The organism is Nocardia sp. CA-145437, from assembly GCF_050956485.1.
GTDB lineage: Bacteria > Actinomycetota > Actinomycetes > Mycobacteriales > Mycobacteriaceae > Nocardia.
In genome coordinates this window covers 3,065,976-3,080,383 of record NZ_CP191204.1, presented here as the reverse complement: position 1 = coordinate 3,080,383, position 14,408 = coordinate 3,065,976, and the positions used below count along the sequence as shown (strand labels likewise).

Below are 14,408 nucleotides of genomic sequence, written 5' to 3'. Positions count from 1 at the left end.
GGGTTCACCCGAATCGATGCCCGACCTTGATCCGGGTCAGCCGGTGGCGGTTCTTCCGCTCGCCGCGGTCCGCGCCGCCAGAGCGAATCGCAGTTCGCTGCGGCGGGCGACGGACAGTTTGCGGTACACCCGGGTGAGGTGCTGCTCGACCGTGCTGGTGGTGATGTCGAGGGTTTCGGCGATATCGCGATTGCGATTCCCGCTCGCGGCCAGTTCGGCGACGCGCCGCTCCGCCGGACTCAGGGTCTCGAAGCCGCTGCCGCCCAGCGTGTCTCGCGTTCCTGGTCCGGAGTCGACCTGCAGCCGGGCCAGGAGCGGTTCCGCGCCGGAGGTTTCGGCGAGCCGCGCCGCCTCGCGCAGCGGCGGGCGCGCTCGATCCGCCTCCCCCAGCGCGCGGTAGGCGGCCCCGAGATCGGCCAGCACGGTGGCCAATTCGAGTTCGTCGCCGCCGGAGCGGGCCAGGGCGGCTGCGCGGCGCAGCAGGGTGACCCGGCGCAGCGGGTCGCCGGTGGCGGCCAGCAGTCGCAGTGACACCCCGCCGCTGTGATGCCGTTCGGCCCCGCCGATCGCGTCCAGGTGCCGGGTGGCGAGGGCGCGGGCCTGCCGCGGCTCCCCCGCCGCCAGGCTGACCGCGGCCAGGTCGTTGCGCCACGGCGCGAGCCACGCGAAGTCCAGGCCCCACTCGGTCATGAGGCGACCGCAGCGGCGGAAGTGGCGTTCGGCCTCGTCGAGCAGCCCGATGGCCAGGCAGTGCTCGCCGCGGGCGCGCAGATAGCCCAGCGCGAAACGGGTTTCGAACACCGCGCGCGGCAGCGGGCGGTCCAGTTGGGCGGCGGCCTCGACGTGACGCCCCTGCGCGGTGAGGGCGCGCACCATTACCGCGACCGCCCGGCCCAGCCACACCCCGAGCTGTTCGGCGGGCAGCAGGTTCAGCGCGGCGGCGGCGTGCCCGGCGGCCTCGACCGGATTGCCTTTGCGCAGCAGTGTTTCCGCGCGGGCCGTGGCGAACAGCGCCTGCCAGGTCGGGGCTCGCCGCGCGGTCGCCTCCGCGAGCAGCGACGCGCACCAGGCGTCGGCGGCGTCGAGGCGGTCGGTGTACAGCAGGCAGTCCACGGCGGCCACCAGCACTTCGACGGTGTCGGGCGCGAGGCGGTGCTGGGCCAGCATGCGTTGCGCCGCCGCGGCGGTCTCCTCCGGCGGACGCTGTTTCCACAGGCCGTCGAGCAGGTCGGCGGCCTGCCGGTGTGCCGAATCACGCTGCGGCGCACGCGGACCGGACGTCGCGGGGCGGGGTGTGCTCCGGGGAACGGGAGACCGTTTCGCGGCCGGCGAGCCCGCGGGATCGGCGCGTCCACCCGAGTGCGGGTCATGGTGTGCGATGGCGGGTGCCCGGGAGCCCGACGTCGCTCCGACGCTCGGTGCGGCGAGCAGCCAGGAGTGCCGCTGGGCTTGGACCGGGTGGGTGTAGCGCAGCCACGCGCCGAGGAACTCGAGCCGATCGCCGAGCGCGGCGTCCGCCTCCCGCCGCAGCCGCAGCAGGGCGTGGTCGGCGTGCAGTATGTGGCCGTGCCACAGCATCTGCAGCACGGTCATGGGTAGCTCCGGGCGCGGCACCCGCCCCGTGCGCAGCGCCGCCTTGAGCCGCCCGAAGTTGCGGGTGCGACCGGACGGATTGATCCGCCATTCGACCGCGACCAGCTTCGTCGCGATCCCCGCCCGCTCGTCGGCTCGGCGACTGGCCCGATAGGCGAGCTCCAAGTAGGTTCCGGCACTATCCCATTCGTCCGCGTCGAAGGCGTGGTCGGCGACTTCCAGCAGCACCTGCGCCGCCCAGGACCCGCGCGTATCCCCCGCCGCGACCAGGTGCGCCGCCACCACCGCCGCCGGAAGCCCCTCCCGGCACAGCAGTTCCGCCGCCGCCGCGTGCAACGCGCGCCGCTCCTCCTCCGGCAGTTCCCGCAGCACCAGCGTCGCCATGTCCGGATGCGGCCGACAATCCCCCACGATCAGTCCGGCCCGCACCAATTCCGCCGTCACCGCGCGGATCTCGCCCACGCCGCGGTCGAGTAGCGCCGCCACGCGGCCCAGGGAGGCGTGATCGCCCAGCACCGCCGAAACCCGCGCCACCCGCAACCGCTCGGCCTCGGCCGCGTTCGACCGAGGCACGGAGGCGTTCACCCGCCCGGCTCGCGCGATGGCCGGAACCGCGGGGGCGGACCGTGGCTCGCCCGAATCCGTGTGTGCGCCGGACGCATCCGGCCGCGCTCGCGTCGCCGCCGGGCCGACCCGGCCCGCGGTCGTGCGGGTGGCGGGCGCGCCGCTCGTTCCGCCACCGGCCCCCACCGGTAATCCCCCTCGGTCCCGTGCGACCGACCGTGCCATCTGAGGTCCCTTCACCGAATCGCGGGCGCCCGGCTGTCGGACATGGCACGGCGAGCTTCGGTGTGCGCGAGCGGCATCATTGCAGCGAGGGCGTGTGGACGCCCAGGATCAGCCGGGGCACAGCGGGTTTCGAAATCTACTGCCAAACAGTGTATTTCACTTTCCCCTAGGAGGTGGGGGCGAGCACTCGCGGACGGTAGACCAGGGCGGCGGCCGCGTCGCCGTCCACGCCGAGGAACACCACGGACCGGGCCTCGTCGAGCATGCCCTGGCCGGCCGCGCTCAGGTAGGCGTGCACCGGGCCCGCCGAATACGGGTCGCCCGCGAAGGGATCGATTCCGGCCACCGCCGCCGACGGCACCCCGACCCGGTAGGCCACGCGCTCGCGGAATCCGGCGACCGGGGCCGGCGCGAGCAGCACCGCCGCGCCGGTCGCGAAGTCGCCGGGCTCCAGGCCCTCGCCGGAAAGGCACTCCCGCAGCACGGTTTCGACGAGGTCCAGCGGATCGGAGGTGGCGGCGCGCACGGTCAGCGCGCCGCGGCCCGCGGTTCCGGCGGCTTCGAGGTCGGCCCACGCGGTCGGGGTGAGCGGGCCGCTGTTCCCCGCCGTGTAGAGGCGGCCGAAACCGCCCGCGCCGCCGCTGGCGTGCAGCAGGATCGCCGCACCGCTGGCGGTGTACGGGAAGTCCTCCCGGCCGCGCTCGGTGGTGGGGTGGGTGTCCCCGGCGACGATGAGCGCGTACTCGACATCACCGAGCCCGGTGAAGCAGTGCGCGGTCATGAGGGCGTGCAGCACCCCGGTGCCGCCGTTGAGCAGATCGAAGGAGAAGGCGGGCAGGCGGCCGGTCTCGTACTCCAGGCCGACCTCGAGGCGCTTCTGGATCAGTGCGGCGACGGCGGGTTCGGCGATATTGCTGTCGCGGAACACCCCGGCATTGATCACCAGGCCGACCCGGTCGGCGGAGATCTCGGCGGCCGCCAGCGCCTGCCGTCCCGCGCGGGCGGCGAGTTCGAAATAGCTGCCGGTGTCGGCGTCGGTGCACACGGCCGCGGAAACGATTGCGGTGGTCATGGATTCAGGCCTCCAGCCGGGAGATCGTCGCGGCGAGGTGACCGGAGACCACCCCGGACGCCTCGGGGATCAGCAGCACCTTGGAACCGCGCGGAATTCGCCCCTGCGCCAGATGTTCGCGCAGCACCAGGAAGTGGGAGGTGGACGCGGTATTGCCGTACTCGGCGTAGATATTGAGCGCCTGCGGCATGGGGGTGTCGAAATGGCGTTCGGTGAGCGAGCTGATGTACTCGATGGCCGGGCCGCTGAACTGGTGGTGGATCCAGTAGTCGTATTTCTCGCTCTCCCAGGCGCGGCCGGTCTCGAAGAGGAAATCGGCCATGCGGGAAATGCCCTGCAGGAATCGCGATTCGCTGGCCAGTGCCCGGTTGTCGGTGTACATGGCGATGCCGGTCGTCTTGTCGCTCGGCATGCCGATGCAGTGTTCCGCGCCGGCCGAGGTGGTCATGAGTTCGATGTAGTGGATCTCGTCGTCATCGTCGCCGCGGTCGTCGACCACCACCGCCACCGCGGCGTCGCCGACGGTGAGCGCCGCGAACTGCGGGTCGTAGGGCTTGGAGATCTCGCGGGTGGCGGTCTCGGCGATGGGGGTGATCTGCTCGCCGCTGACCACCAGGCCGCGGCGCACCACGCCGGCCTTGATCATGCGGTCCAGCACCAGCACGCCGGTGATCATCCCCGCGCAGGCGTTGGACAGGTCGAAGTGCAGGGCCTTGCCCGCGCCGATGGCGGCGCCCAGCTGGGCGGCGAACGACGGGGCGAAGCAGTATTGCCCGGGCGCGGTGAAGCGGGTGATCGAGACCGAGATGATCACGTCCAGGTCCTCGGCCGTATAGCCGGAGCGTTCCAGGCAATCCTCGATGGCTCGCTGCGCGAGCACGAAGGAGGATTCGTAGTCGCCGGGGTCGCTATTGTGCACGCGGCGATTCTTGATTCCGGTAATTCGTTCCAGATCCAAGGCCCGCGGTACCGACAGGGCATTGATGACGTCTTCGGTGGAACGGATGGTGCTGGGTGTATACGCGCCAATGGATTCGAAGCGTGTACGCATGTGGCCCCCTGCTCTCTCGGGTGATTTTCGTAGGCCCCGATGCCGAGTCGAAAGCTACCGTACGGAGGGGTGGACGAGAGTCGGGCGATGATCACGGATCAGCCTGTTGTACACAGTATTTCGAATCCCCGTAGGGGTGGGATAGGGGGTGCGGAGTAACCGGTGTCGGTACCGCGAGACACACTAAAACTGTTGTATATCAAACGAATTCGAATCGCACGGCTGGCGGCCACGGTGAGCCCCGTGTAGCCTCACCGACATATTTCTCGCATTCCTCGACAATTCCCTGGGGGAAGTGTGTCGCATTCCTTGCCCACTGTTTATTGGCGCGCCCTCGATCGATTCACCGATATCGTTTCCGAGCATCCCGGCCGGGCGGCGGTGATCCATGCCGAGGGCCGGACCCGGGCCGGCCTGCCCGACTACCGGCAACTCACCTACGCCGAACTCGACGCGTGGTCGGACACCATTGCCGAGCGGTTCCTCACGGCCGGGGTGGGCCCCGGCGTGCGCACCATCGTGCTGGTGCGGCCGGGACCGGAGCTGTACGCGGTGCTGTACGGACTGTTCAAGATCGGTGCGGTGCCGGTGGTGATCGACCCCGGCATGGGGTTGTTCAAGATGCTGCGCTGCCTGCGTGCCGCCGACGCCGAGGCGTTCGTCGGGGTCACCGAGGCGCAGGCGCTGCGCATCGTGTTCCGCGCCTACTTCCGCAAGGTGCGGGTGGCGGTCACCGTGGGCCGCTCCTGGTGGCAGGGACCCACCCTCGAGAGCTGGGGCCGCACACCGGCTTCCGCCCTGCCCGAGCGCGAGCCCGCGCCCGATGACGAGCCGCTGCTCATCGCCTACACCACCGGCAGCACCGGACCCGCGAAGGCGGTGGTGCTCACCCACGGCAATCTCGCCGCCATGATCGATCAGGTGGACGCCGCGCGCGAGCACGTCGCGCCGGAGACCTCGCTGATCACCGCGCCGGTGGCGGGCATCCTGGAACTGCTGCTCGGATCCCGGTGCGTGCTACCGCCGTTGATCCCGTCCAAGGTCGGGGCAACCGATCCCGCGCATGTGGTGGACGCGGTCGAACGGTTCCAGGTGCGGACCATGTTCGCCTCCCCCGCCGTACTGATCCCGCTGCTGGACCACATCCGCCGCACCGGGGCCGCGCTGCCGAGCATCCGCAGCGTCTACTCCGGCGGCGCGCCGGTGCCGGACAGCTGCATCGCCGGACTGCGCGAGGTGCTGCCCACCGACGCCCGGGTGTACTCGGGATACGGCGCGACCGAGGCGCTGCCCATGGCCACCATCGAATCCCGGGAACTGCTGGGCGAACTCGTGGCACAGGCTCACACCGGGCACGGGGTCTGTGTGGGCGCGCCCGCGCTGCACGTGCGGGCCCGCATCATCCCCATCACCGATGATCCGCTGCCCGACTGGTCGGATGTCGAGGGTCGGGGCGGCCTCGCGGGCCCGCTCGGGATCGGGGAACTGGTGGTCTCCGGGCCGAATGTCAGCACCCGCTACTTCTGGCCGCCGACCGCGGACCGGGTCGGCAAGATCGCCGACGACGAGGTGATATGGCATCGCACCGGCGATCTGGCCTGGCTCGACGACGCGGGACGAATCCGGTTCTGCGGCCGCAAGAGTCAACGACTGGAGACCGCGCGCGGTCCGATGTTCACCGTCCAGGTCGAGCAGGTGTTCAACACCGTCGCGGGCGTCGCCCGCACCGCGCTGGTGGGCGTGGGCACGCGCGGTGAGCAAGTGCCGGTGCTGTGCGTGGAGCTCGCGCCCGGCGCCGACCGCGACGCCGTCGAGCGCGAATTACGCGGGCGGCGCGACGAATTCGACATCACCAAGCCGGTGACCGAGTTCCTGTTCCATCCGCGCTTCCCGGTGGACATCCGCCACAACGCCAAGATCGGCCGCGAACGGCTGACGGTGTGGGCGGACAAGCAGCTCGGGCAGGGGGCGTCATGAAGGTCCTGGTGACCGGGGCCTCGGGGTTCCTCGGCGGCGCGCTGACCCGCCGCCTGGTCGGCGACGGCGAGCACGAGGTGTCGATTCTGGTGCGGCCCACCAGCGATCTGCGCGACCTGACCCCGGTCCTGGACCACGTCGAGCGGGTCGTCGGCGACCTGAGCGATCCGGTGTCCCTGGAGCGGGCGGTCGCGGGCGTGGACGTGGTGTTCCACAGTGCGGCCCGGGTCGACGAGCGCGGCACCCGCGCCCGCTTCTGGGCCGAGAACACCACGGCCACCGCGCGTTTGCTGGCCGCGGCCGCCGCCGGTGGCGCGCGCCGGTTCGTGTTCGTGTCGAGTCCGAGCGCGTTGATGAATCGTGACGGCGGCGACCAGATCGATATAGACGAGTCGGTTCCGTATCCGTCGCGCTATCTGAACCACTACTGCGAGACCAAGGCCGCCGCCGAACGCCTGGTGCTGGCGGCCGATGCGCCCGGCTTCACCACCTGCGCGCTGCGGCCGCGCGCCATCTGGGGCGCGGGCGATTGGTCCGGGCCCATCGTGCGGCTCCTGGAACGGGCGGCGGCGGGGACGCTGCCGGATCTGTCGGGCGGGCGCGGCGTCCACGCCTCGCTGTGCCACGTGGACAATATCGTCGACGCCATGGTCAAGGCCGCGGCCAGCGAGAATGTCGGTGGCAGAGCGTATTTCATCGCCGACGCCGAACGCACCGAGGTGTGGGGGTTCCTGGCCGAGGTCGCCGCCGACCTCGGGTATCCGCCGCCGGGCCGGACACTGGACCCCCGTCTGGTGGCGCTGGTGGTGTCGGTGATCGAGAACCTGCGGCGGGTCCCCTATCTCGCCGAGCACTGGACCCCGCCGCTGTCGCGCTACTCGGTCGCGGTGCTCACCCGCACCGGCACCTACGACACCTCGGCCGCCGCCCGCGATTTCGGATACCGGCCCGTTATGGACCGCGACACCGGCATGGCCGAACTGAAATCCTGGATCCATCGCACGGGGGTGATCGCCGGATCCACCCACTGACCAGCGTTCGGGCGCTCTCCGCGAAACCTTGTGTTACGCGCGGTACCGGCTAGCATGGCTTGGATACAGCGCAGTACCGCACTCAATGAGGAGAGCGCCCGATGCCGGCATTCGACTATCACGGCGTATCCGTCGCCTACGACCACGCCGGATCCGGCGATCCGATCCTGTTCCTGCACAATATCGGCGGCGACCGCCACATCTGGGCCAACCAGACCCGCGCCCTGGCGGCCACCCACAGCGTCTACGCGCTGGACCTGTTCGGCTACGGCGACTCCGACTCCCCCACCGGCGGTTATACCGTCGCCAACTATGTGCGCCTGGTGTCGGAGTTCATCAGCGCCCACGATCTCACCAATGTGACGCTGGTCGGCAACTGCTTCGGCAGTGCGCTGTCGCTGCTCTACACCCGCGCCAACCCGCAGAACGTGCGCGCCCTGGTGCTGTGCAGCCCGCTCACCGCCGCCACGCTGCGGCCGACGCCCACCGGTTGGACCGCCCGCGCCGCGTCCCGCATCCCCCTCGACTCCGTCGCGAGCGCCATCCGCCTGCCCGGCGTCGCCGCCAACCTGGTGGTCCGCGAACAGCTCGGCCCGCGCGGCCGCGCCATGACCTCCCCATCGTTCACGGCCCTGCGTCACCGCTGGTCCGAGCCGCGCCGCCTGTACCCGCCCGCCGCCATCGCGCGCGACCTCCCCACGCTGGCCACCCTCGACACCTTCCGCCCCTCCCCCGCTTTCCCGCCCATCACCACGGTCTGGGGCGAGAAGAACCGCATCCTCTCCGCCGCCGCGGGCGCCCGTCTCAACGAAACCCTCCGCCCGGCCCACGCCATCACCCTCCCCGACTGCGGCCACCTGATCATGCTCGAGCGGCCCGAAACCGTCACCGCCGCAATCCGTTCCGCGACTACGACCGCTCTCGCGGGCTGAATCCATCAGCGCGCGATCCGCTCAGCCGCCCCCGGCCGCGCGGTGCAGGAGCGTGGACAGTTCGCGCAGGCGGTCGACCAGTTCCGGTGGTTCGATGACCCGGAATTCGAAGCCGAAGCCCGCGACATGGACGAGTATCGCGTCCAGAGAGTTCGCGCCGGTGTGCAGGAGGCAGGTGGTCGCGTCGACGGCTTCGAGGACGCCGACCGTCGGGGAGATGCGGTCGGCGGCCCGATCGGCGGAGGTCAGCAGGGTGATCCGGGCGTGGTAGCGATAAGGCGCCGAGGTGACCCCGCGTGAAACCTGGTCGGCGGGGTCGGGGGCCTCGCGCGGGGTGAAACGCGGACCGGTGGGGATGCGCGGGGTGAGACGGTCGACGCGGTAGGTGCGCCAGTCCTCGCGGTCGACATCCCAGCCGGTCAGGTACCAGCGGCGGCCGTGGTGGACCAGGCGGTGGGGTTCGGTGGTGCGGTAGGAGGTTTCGGCGCCCGCGTGGGTGCGGTAGTCGAAACGCAGACGGTGCTGGTCGCGGATGGCGGCGGCGATGGTGGTGAGGGTGTCGGGGTCGACGCGGGGGCCGCCGGAGGGGACCGACACGGTCGCGTCCTGGAGGGCGGTGAGCCGGTGACGCAGCCGCGACGGGAGCACCTGTTCGAGTTTGGTGAGCGCGCGCAGCGAGCTCTCCTCGATGCCCGCGATGGTGCCGCCCGCGGCGGTGCGCAGGCCCATGGCGACCGCGACGGCCTCCTCGTCGTCGAGCAGCAGCGGCGGCACATTCGCGCCCGCGCCCAGGCGGTATCCCGCGGAACCGGGCGTGGCGTCCACGGGATAGCCGAGGGCGCGCAACTTCTCGATATCGCGGCGCACGGTGCGCACGTCCACCGCGAGCTGGGCGGCCAGATCCGCGCCGCTCCACTCACGCGGGGTCTGCAACAACGACAGCAGTCGCAGCAGTCGAGCCGAGGTTTCCAGCATGACTTCGATTCTTCCCGACAGCTAGGGCAGAACCTGTCCTAACCGGCTCGTAGCGTAGTTCTCATGAGCGAACAGGTCACTCCCTTCCGCATCGACATCCCTCAGACTCAGCTCGACGATCTGCGGCGGCGGCTCGAATCCGCCCAGCTGCCCGCCCCGCTGCCGGGCGACGACTGGGACACCGGCGTGCCCGTGCACTGGCTGCGGGAACTGGTGGAGCACTGGCGTACCGGATACGACTGGCGCGCGGCCGAAGCCGAACTCAACCGGTATCCGCAGTTCCACACCGAGATCGAGGGGCAGCGGGTGCATTTCCTGCACATCCGCTCGGCCGAACCGGGCGCGGTGCCGTTGCTGCTGACCCACGGCTGGCCCGGCTCGGTGGTCGAATTCCTCGACGTCATCGGGCCGCTCACCGATCCGGCGGCGCACGGCGGCGACCCGGCCGACGCGTTCCACCTGGTCATTCCGTCGCTGCCCGGGTTCGGATTCTCCGGGCCGGTCGCCGACACCGGGTGGACGCGGGCGCGGATCGGCCGGCTGTGGGCCGAGCTCATGCGCCGCCTCGGCTATGAGCGCTACGGCGTACAGGGCGGCGACATCGGCGGCTCGGTCAGCCCCGAAGTGGCGCGGTCGGCACCGGACAAGGTGATCGGCGTGCACGTCAACGGCGGCACCAATCTGCCTCCGCAGTCGGCGGTGAACGACCTCGACGAACTCACCGACCTCGAACGCGACCGGATCCAGCGCATCCAGGCGTTCATGCGCGAGGAGTTCGGCTACATCGCGATCCAGTCCACCCGGCCGCAGGCGCTGGCCTACGGGCTGGTGGACTCCCCGGTCGGGCAGCTGGCCTGGATCATGGACAAGTTCCGCGAGTGGACGCACCCGCGCAATGTCGTGCCCGACAAGATCATCGACCGGGATCGCCTGCTCACCAATGTGATGCTGTACTGGCTGACCGGCACCGCGGGCTCCGCGGCCTATGTGGGCTACGCCCAGACCGGCGAATGGGGGGCTCCCGCAACCAATTCCGGTGTCCCGACCGGCGTCATCGCCTTCGCCCACGATGTCTGCATCCGGCGCTACTGCGAGCCGTCGAACACCATCACCCGCTGGACCGACGTCGACCGCGGCGGCCACTTCGCGGCGCTGGAGGAACCCGAGATCCTCGTCGACGACATCCGCGAGTTCTTCCGCGACCTGCGCTGAGTGCCGGCGCCCGGAATCCGGTGCGGTCCGGCCGGATTCAGGGCACCAGCGGCCTGACATGCTCGGCGGCGAAGCGGACGAAGCCGACCGGGTCAGGGTCGTCGCCGGTGGGTTGCAGCACGACGCCGGTGGCCCCGGCCTCGGTCCAGGCGATCACCGCGTCGGCGATGGCCCGGGCGTCCCCGGTGACCCCGATCCCGGGGATGGTGTCGCGATTCTCGGCCCGCAGTTCCGCCGCCACCCGGTCGGCGGCTCCGGGCCCGGTGGCGGCCAGTAGGTACACGACGATCGGATACGTTTGCGCCGCCGGGGATTCCGGCCGGGCGGCCCGCACGATCTCGGCAGCCGTACGGACGCCTGCGGCAGGGGTGGAGCTGGTGAGGATCACCCCGTCGGCCGCCGCGCCCACCAGTTCGAGGGTGCGGGGCCCGGTCGCGGCGGCCAGGATCGGCGGCGCGGCGGGCGGGGGCCAGTCGAGCGCGACGCCGTCGAGCTGAACATACCTGCCCCGCACCGAGATTCGCTGCCCGGCCAGCAGGGCCCGCAAGGCCTCGAGGTATTCGCGCAGCAGCGTGATCGGCGAGGCGACCCGCTCCCCCACCTGACCCATCCAGTCCTGCACCCCGTGCCCCACTCCCCAGATCCCGCGCCCGGGGAACATCCGTTCCAGTGTGGCCAGCTCCATGGCGGTGATCGCGACATTGCGCAGCGGCACCGGCAACACCCCGACGCCGATGCGCACGCGCTCACTCCAGGCCAGTGCGGCCGCCGCGGTGGCGATCCCGCCTTCGAGGAAGCAGTCCTCCCACAGCCACAGTTCGTCGAGCCCCGACGTGTCGGCGGCCCGCACCACCTCCCGCAGCCGCTCCGGCGGTTGCTGCGGCCGGAACACCACTCCCAGCGTCGTCATCCCCCATGCCTACCACGCGGACGGCGGAAACGACTGCGGCCCGGCCCCATTCGAGGGACCGGGCCGCGGGGAAGTGCTGCTCAGCCGAAGTGGCAGACGTAGTGGACCGGCTCCACGACCTCGATGACGAAGCTGGAGTCGCCCGGGACGGAGAAGGACTCGCCGCCCTTGTAGGCGACAGCCTCGGTCTCACCGGCGAGGGTGACGTTGCACTGGCCCTCGAGCAGTTCCATGATCTCCGGCGCGCCCGTGTTGAAGGTCAGGGTGGCGGGGAGGATGACACCGACCGACTTGCTGGTGCCGTCGGCCAGCTCGATGTTGTGGCTCACGCACTTGCCATCGAAGTAGACGTTGGCGCGCTTGGTGACGGTGACATTCTCGAACTTCATGCTGCTACGGAGTCCTTTGCTCGGGTGGGGACCCGCCCTGGCGGGCGGTCCGGTTCGCGCCGATCGTACCGGTGACCTCCGGGCAATCGTTCAGTCGGGCAGGGCGCCGGCGCCCGCGTCGGCAAGCGCGTCCAGGGCCGCGACGGCCAGCGCCCTGCCCTGCTCGATGATCGGGGCGGCGCGATGGAAATCCATGGTGCCGCAGATGTTCTGCGGCACCGAGATCACCAGGTAGGGCGGGTGGGCGGCGAGATGCTGGCGGGTGATGGAGGCCAGCATCAGATCGATCGCCCGCTGCGCGACATCGGTGGCGCGCACGCTGCTCAAGGCGGGCGGCTGCTCCTCGACGGTCGCGTCCGGGGTGCGCCCCAGCCGTTGCGCGGACGCCCGCCACCACTGGGTGAACCAGTTGGTCCGCGGTTGCGCCCGGTCGTAGGCGGGGTCGGGCGGACCGGACAGGTCGACCCCGACGAGCAGGTCGGCCGATCCCAGCGCCATGGTGGCGACCACCGGCAGCGGATCGAGGACGCCGCCGTCGACGAGGACATGACCCTCGCGCAGCACCGGGGTGATGAACCCGGGGATGGCGATCGAGGCACGGATGGCGGCGTCGAGTTCGCCGTCGCGGAACCAGGTCGAGCGACCCGTGGTGATGTCGGTGGCGACCGCGATGTAGGGAATCGGCAGCTGCTCGATGCACAGTTCGCCGAGCATCTCCCGGATCCGGTCCAGGATCTTCCCCGCCCGGATCACCCCGGGCTCACTGAATGCCGGATCCAGCAGGCGCGCCACCTCGAACTGGCCGAGAGTCGTTGCCCAGGACGTGAATTCGTCGAGCTTGCCCGCCGCGTACGGTCCGCCGACCAGCGCGCCCATCGACGACCCGGCCACCCCGGTGATCTCGTAGCCGCGTTCCCGCAGCTCCGCGATCACGCCGATGTGCGCGTATCCGCGTGCCCCGCCGCTGCCCAGGGCGAGGGCCACCCGCTTGCCGGTCGGCACCGCGCCGCCCAGGGGCATCGCGCCGCCGATCGGCGCGGTGCTGCTCGTCGGCACCGAGTCGCTGCTCCTCGACACCGACTCGCTGCTGGTCGACACCGAGTTGTCACGCGTCACCATGGCGTTCTCCCATCTCCACGACGACCGGACCGACGGGTTTCGGCTGCTCCCGCCGCCAGCGCCGCAGCAGGTAGACCCCCAGGGCACAGCCCGCGGTGATCCCCAGCGCCGCGTAGGCGGGCACCGGTTCGTGCGGCACCTGCGGCAGTCGATACCAGTGCGGTGAATACCCGATCCGCCCGAACGGCCTGCCGCGCAACGCGACCGCCGCCGACGGCACGAACAGCACCGACAGCGCGACCACCGCGCTCGTCGCGCGCCGCGGCAGCGCGGACCCGAGATTGCCGCCGCCCACCAGGCTGATGGCCACCACGCCCAGCACCGCCCAGGTCGGATTCGCGACCCCGGTCACCGCGAGCAGCGCCGCCACGGCCGCCAGCACCGCCGACGCCGCTATGGCGATGGAGGGGCGCGGCCGCAGCCAGGCCACCAGCAGTCCCGCCGCGACCGCCACGTCGATCAGCAGATTCGCCCAGCCCGGACGCGGCACGGTGACCACCGCGGACGCCGCGGCGGAGAAGGCGACCAGTAGCAGCACCAGCACGCCGTCGCGGCCGGGCAGGATCAGCGCGGCCACGAACGCCCCGCCGATCACCAGCGCGACACCCGCGACGACCACCTCGACCCGGTCACCGCTCTCGGCGAGCCAGCGCGCGGCCCGCGCCAGCGTGAACACGGCGACCGCACCGGACAGGATCGGGGCCAGCGAGAAGTCCGGGCCCTCGCCGGGCATCGGCCCGAGGTGATCGCGGGCCGGAAGATTCGCCGCCACCAGCGCCAACGCCACCAGGATCAGCCACACCGGCGGCGCACCGCCGAACAGGCGGTCCAGGGTGCTCGACCACCGATCCTCGTCCGGAGGCTGGGCGAGATCCCCGAAGATCACCGAGCTCAGGCAGCCGAACAGATAGGCGCCGCCCGCCAGGGACGGCGTCCACACCACGGGTGCGAGGCAGCCGATGATGACACCGGCGCACAGGGCGTCGACGTAGTTGACCGTGGTCAGCGAATCCATGCCGACCCCGGACATGCCCACGTGATTGACCAGGATGCCCAGCAGCGCGACCGCGACCGCGCACCAGGCGGCGCGGCTGCTGCCGATGCTGACCACCGCGGCCGCGCAGATCACCGCGACCATGGCGCCGGACTCCATGGCCAGCGGCACGCTGCGCACCATGAGGTCGACCCTCTGGGGTGCGGAGGTGAACCAGCCGTAGCTGACGGGCATCATGATCGCCAGCCCGGCCGTCGCGGTGGCGGCGTACACCGCCGCGAACCGCACCAGCGCCCGCCACTCCACCATGTCCTTGACGGTACGGCGATCAGCGAATGGCCCGCAATCATGACTCGCGGGCGCG

At 71.1% G+C, this 14,408-nt stretch carries 12 protein-coding genes; 4 read left to right on the top strand and 8 right to left on the bottom strand.

The window, feature by feature from the left end; all coding sequences use genetic code 11:
• Positions 1 to 36: 36 nt before the first annotated feature.
• The 3 genes from ACQPYY_RS14255 to ACQPYY_RS14245 all read right to left on the bottom strand — a co-directional run bounded on the left by ACQPYY_RS14255 (position 37) and on the right by ACQPYY_RS14245 (position 4,505).
• Positions 37 to 2,166 carry a LuxR C-terminal-related transcriptional regulator gene (locus tag ACQPYY_RS14255; protein ID WP_433594096.1) on the bottom strand — a complete coding sequence of 710 codons (2,130 nt, stop codon included), beginning with the start codon at positions 2,164 to 2,166 and terminating at the stop codon, positions 37 to 39.
• A gap of 382 nt (positions 2,167 to 2,548) precedes the next feature.
• Positions 2,549 to 3,454, bottom strand: coding sequence for a hypothetical protein (locus ACQPYY_RS14250; RefSeq protein WP_433594095.1), 906 nt, complete (start codon positions 3,452 to 3,454; stop codon positions 2,549 to 2,551).
• 4 nt (positions 3,455 to 3,458) lie between these two features.
• Positions 3,459 to 4,505, bottom strand: a complete 1,047-nt coding sequence (locus ACQPYY_RS14245) for a 3-oxoacyl-ACP synthase III family protein (RefSeq protein WP_387309169.1) — start codon at positions 4,503 to 4,505, stop codon at positions 3,459 to 3,461.
• Between the two features lie 309 nt (positions 4,506 to 4,814).
• Here ACQPYY_RS14245 and ACQPYY_RS14240 point away from each other — a divergent pair, with 309 nt between their 5' ends.
• The 3 genes from ACQPYY_RS14240 to ACQPYY_RS14230 all read left to right on the top strand — a co-directional run bounded on the left by ACQPYY_RS14240 (position 4,815) and on the right by ACQPYY_RS14230 (position 8,445).
• Entirely contained in the window at positions 4,815 to 6,482 is a 1,668-nt protein-coding gene (locus ACQPYY_RS14240; RefSeq protein ID WP_433594094.1) for a fatty acid CoA ligase family protein, read from the top strand.
• On the top strand, positions 6,479 to 7,513 hold the full coding sequence (locus ACQPYY_RS14235) for an NAD-dependent epimerase/dehydratase family protein (RefSeq protein WP_433594093.1): 1,035 nt from the start codon (positions 6,479 to 6,481) through the stop codon (positions 7,511 to 7,513). Before ACQPYY_RS14240 ends, ACQPYY_RS14235 begins: the two co-directional genes overlap by 4 nt.
• Positions 7,514 to 7,614: 101 nt before the next feature.
• Entirely contained in the window at positions 7,615 to 8,445 is an 831-nt protein-coding gene (locus ACQPYY_RS14230; RefSeq protein WP_433594092.1) for an alpha/beta fold hydrolase, read from the top strand.
• Positions 8,446 to 8,466: 21 nt separating this feature from the next.
• Here ACQPYY_RS14230 and ACQPYY_RS14225 read toward each other — a convergent pair whose 3' ends face one another.
• On the bottom strand, positions 8,467 to 9,420 hold the full coding sequence (locus tag ACQPYY_RS14225; protein ID WP_433594091.1) for a helix-turn-helix transcriptional regulator: 954 nt from the start codon (positions 9,418 to 9,420) through the stop codon (positions 8,467 to 8,469).
• A 63-nt stretch (positions 9,421 to 9,483) separates the two neighbouring features.
• Between ACQPYY_RS14225 and ACQPYY_RS14220 the strand changes: the two genes are divergently transcribed.
• Positions 9,484 to 10,632, top strand: a complete 1,149-nt coding sequence (locus ACQPYY_RS14220; RefSeq protein ID WP_433594090.1) for an epoxide hydrolase family protein — start codon at positions 9,484 to 9,486, stop codon at positions 10,630 to 10,632.
• Between the two features lie 37 nt (positions 10,633 to 10,669).
• Here ACQPYY_RS14220 and ACQPYY_RS14215 read toward each other — a convergent pair whose 3' ends face one another.
• From ACQPYY_RS14215 to ACQPYY_RS14200, 4 genes are all read right to left on the bottom strand, one after another.
• Positions 10,670 to 11,542 (bottom strand): LLM class flavin-dependent oxidoreductase, encoded by an 873-nt coding sequence (locus ACQPYY_RS14215; protein WP_433594089.1) that lies wholly within the window; start codon positions 11,540 to 11,542, stop codon positions 10,670 to 10,672.
• Between the two features lie 80 nt (positions 11,543 to 11,622).
• Positions 11,623 to 11,931 (bottom strand): pyrimidine/purine nucleoside phosphorylase, encoded by a 309-nt coding sequence (locus tag ACQPYY_RS14210; protein WP_379097631.1) that lies wholly within the window; start codon positions 11,929 to 11,931, stop codon positions 11,623 to 11,625.
• 90 nt (positions 11,932 to 12,021) lie between these two features.
• The gene (locus ACQPYY_RS14205; RefSeq protein WP_433594648.1) at positions 12,022 to 12,951 is read right to left on the bottom strand and encodes a patatin-like phospholipase family protein; all 930 of its coding nucleotides are present in this window, start codon (positions 12,949 to 12,951) and stop codon (positions 12,022 to 12,024) included.
• 85 nt (positions 12,952 to 13,036) lie between these two features.
• Positions 13,037 to 14,353, bottom strand: a complete 1,317-nt coding sequence (locus ACQPYY_RS14200) for a hypothetical protein (RefSeq protein ID WP_433594088.1) — start codon at positions 14,351 to 14,353, stop codon at positions 13,037 to 13,039.
• Positions 14,354 to 14,408: the final 55 nt, after the last annotated feature.

Coding starts and splice junctions, on each gene's coding strand:
- ACQPYY_RS14250 (WP_433594095.1), bottom strand. CDS start 3,454: ATGACCACCGCAATCGTTTCCGCGGCCGTGTGCACCGACGCCGACACC.
- ACQPYY_RS14245 (WP_387309169.1), bottom strand. CDS start 4,505: ATGCGTACACGCTTCGAATCCATTGGCGCGTATACACCCAGCACCATC.
- ACQPYY_RS14235 (WP_433594093.1), top strand. CDS start 6,479: ATGAAGGTCCTGGTGACCGGGGCCTCGGGGTTCCTCGGCGGCGCGCTG.
- ACQPYY_RS14230 (WP_433594092.1), top strand. CDS start 7,615: ATGCCGGCATTCGACTATCACGGCGTATCCGTCGCCTACGACCACGCC.
- ACQPYY_RS14225 (WP_433594091.1), bottom strand. CDS start 9,420: ATGCTGGAAACCTCGGCTCGACTGCTGCGACTGCTGTCGTTGTTGCAG.
- ACQPYY_RS14220 (WP_433594090.1), top strand. CDS start 9,484: ATGAGCGAACAGGTCACTCCCTTCCGCATCGACATCCCTCAGACTCAG.
- ACQPYY_RS14215 (WP_433594089.1), bottom strand. CDS start 11,542: ATGACGACGCTGGGAGTGGTGTTCCGGCCGCAGCAACCGCCGGAGCGG.
- ACQPYY_RS14210 (WP_379097631.1), bottom strand. CDS start 11,931: ATGAAGTTCGAGAATGTCACCGTCACCAAGCGCGCCAACGTCTACTTC.
- ACQPYY_RS14205 (WP_433594648.1), bottom strand. CDS start 12,951: ATGCCCCTGGGCGGCGCGGTGCCGACCGGCAAGCGGGTGGCCCTCGCC.
- ACQPYY_RS14200 (WP_433594088.1), bottom strand. CDS start 14,353: ATGGTGGAGTGGCGGGCGCTGGTGCGGTTCGCGGCGGTGTACGCCGCC.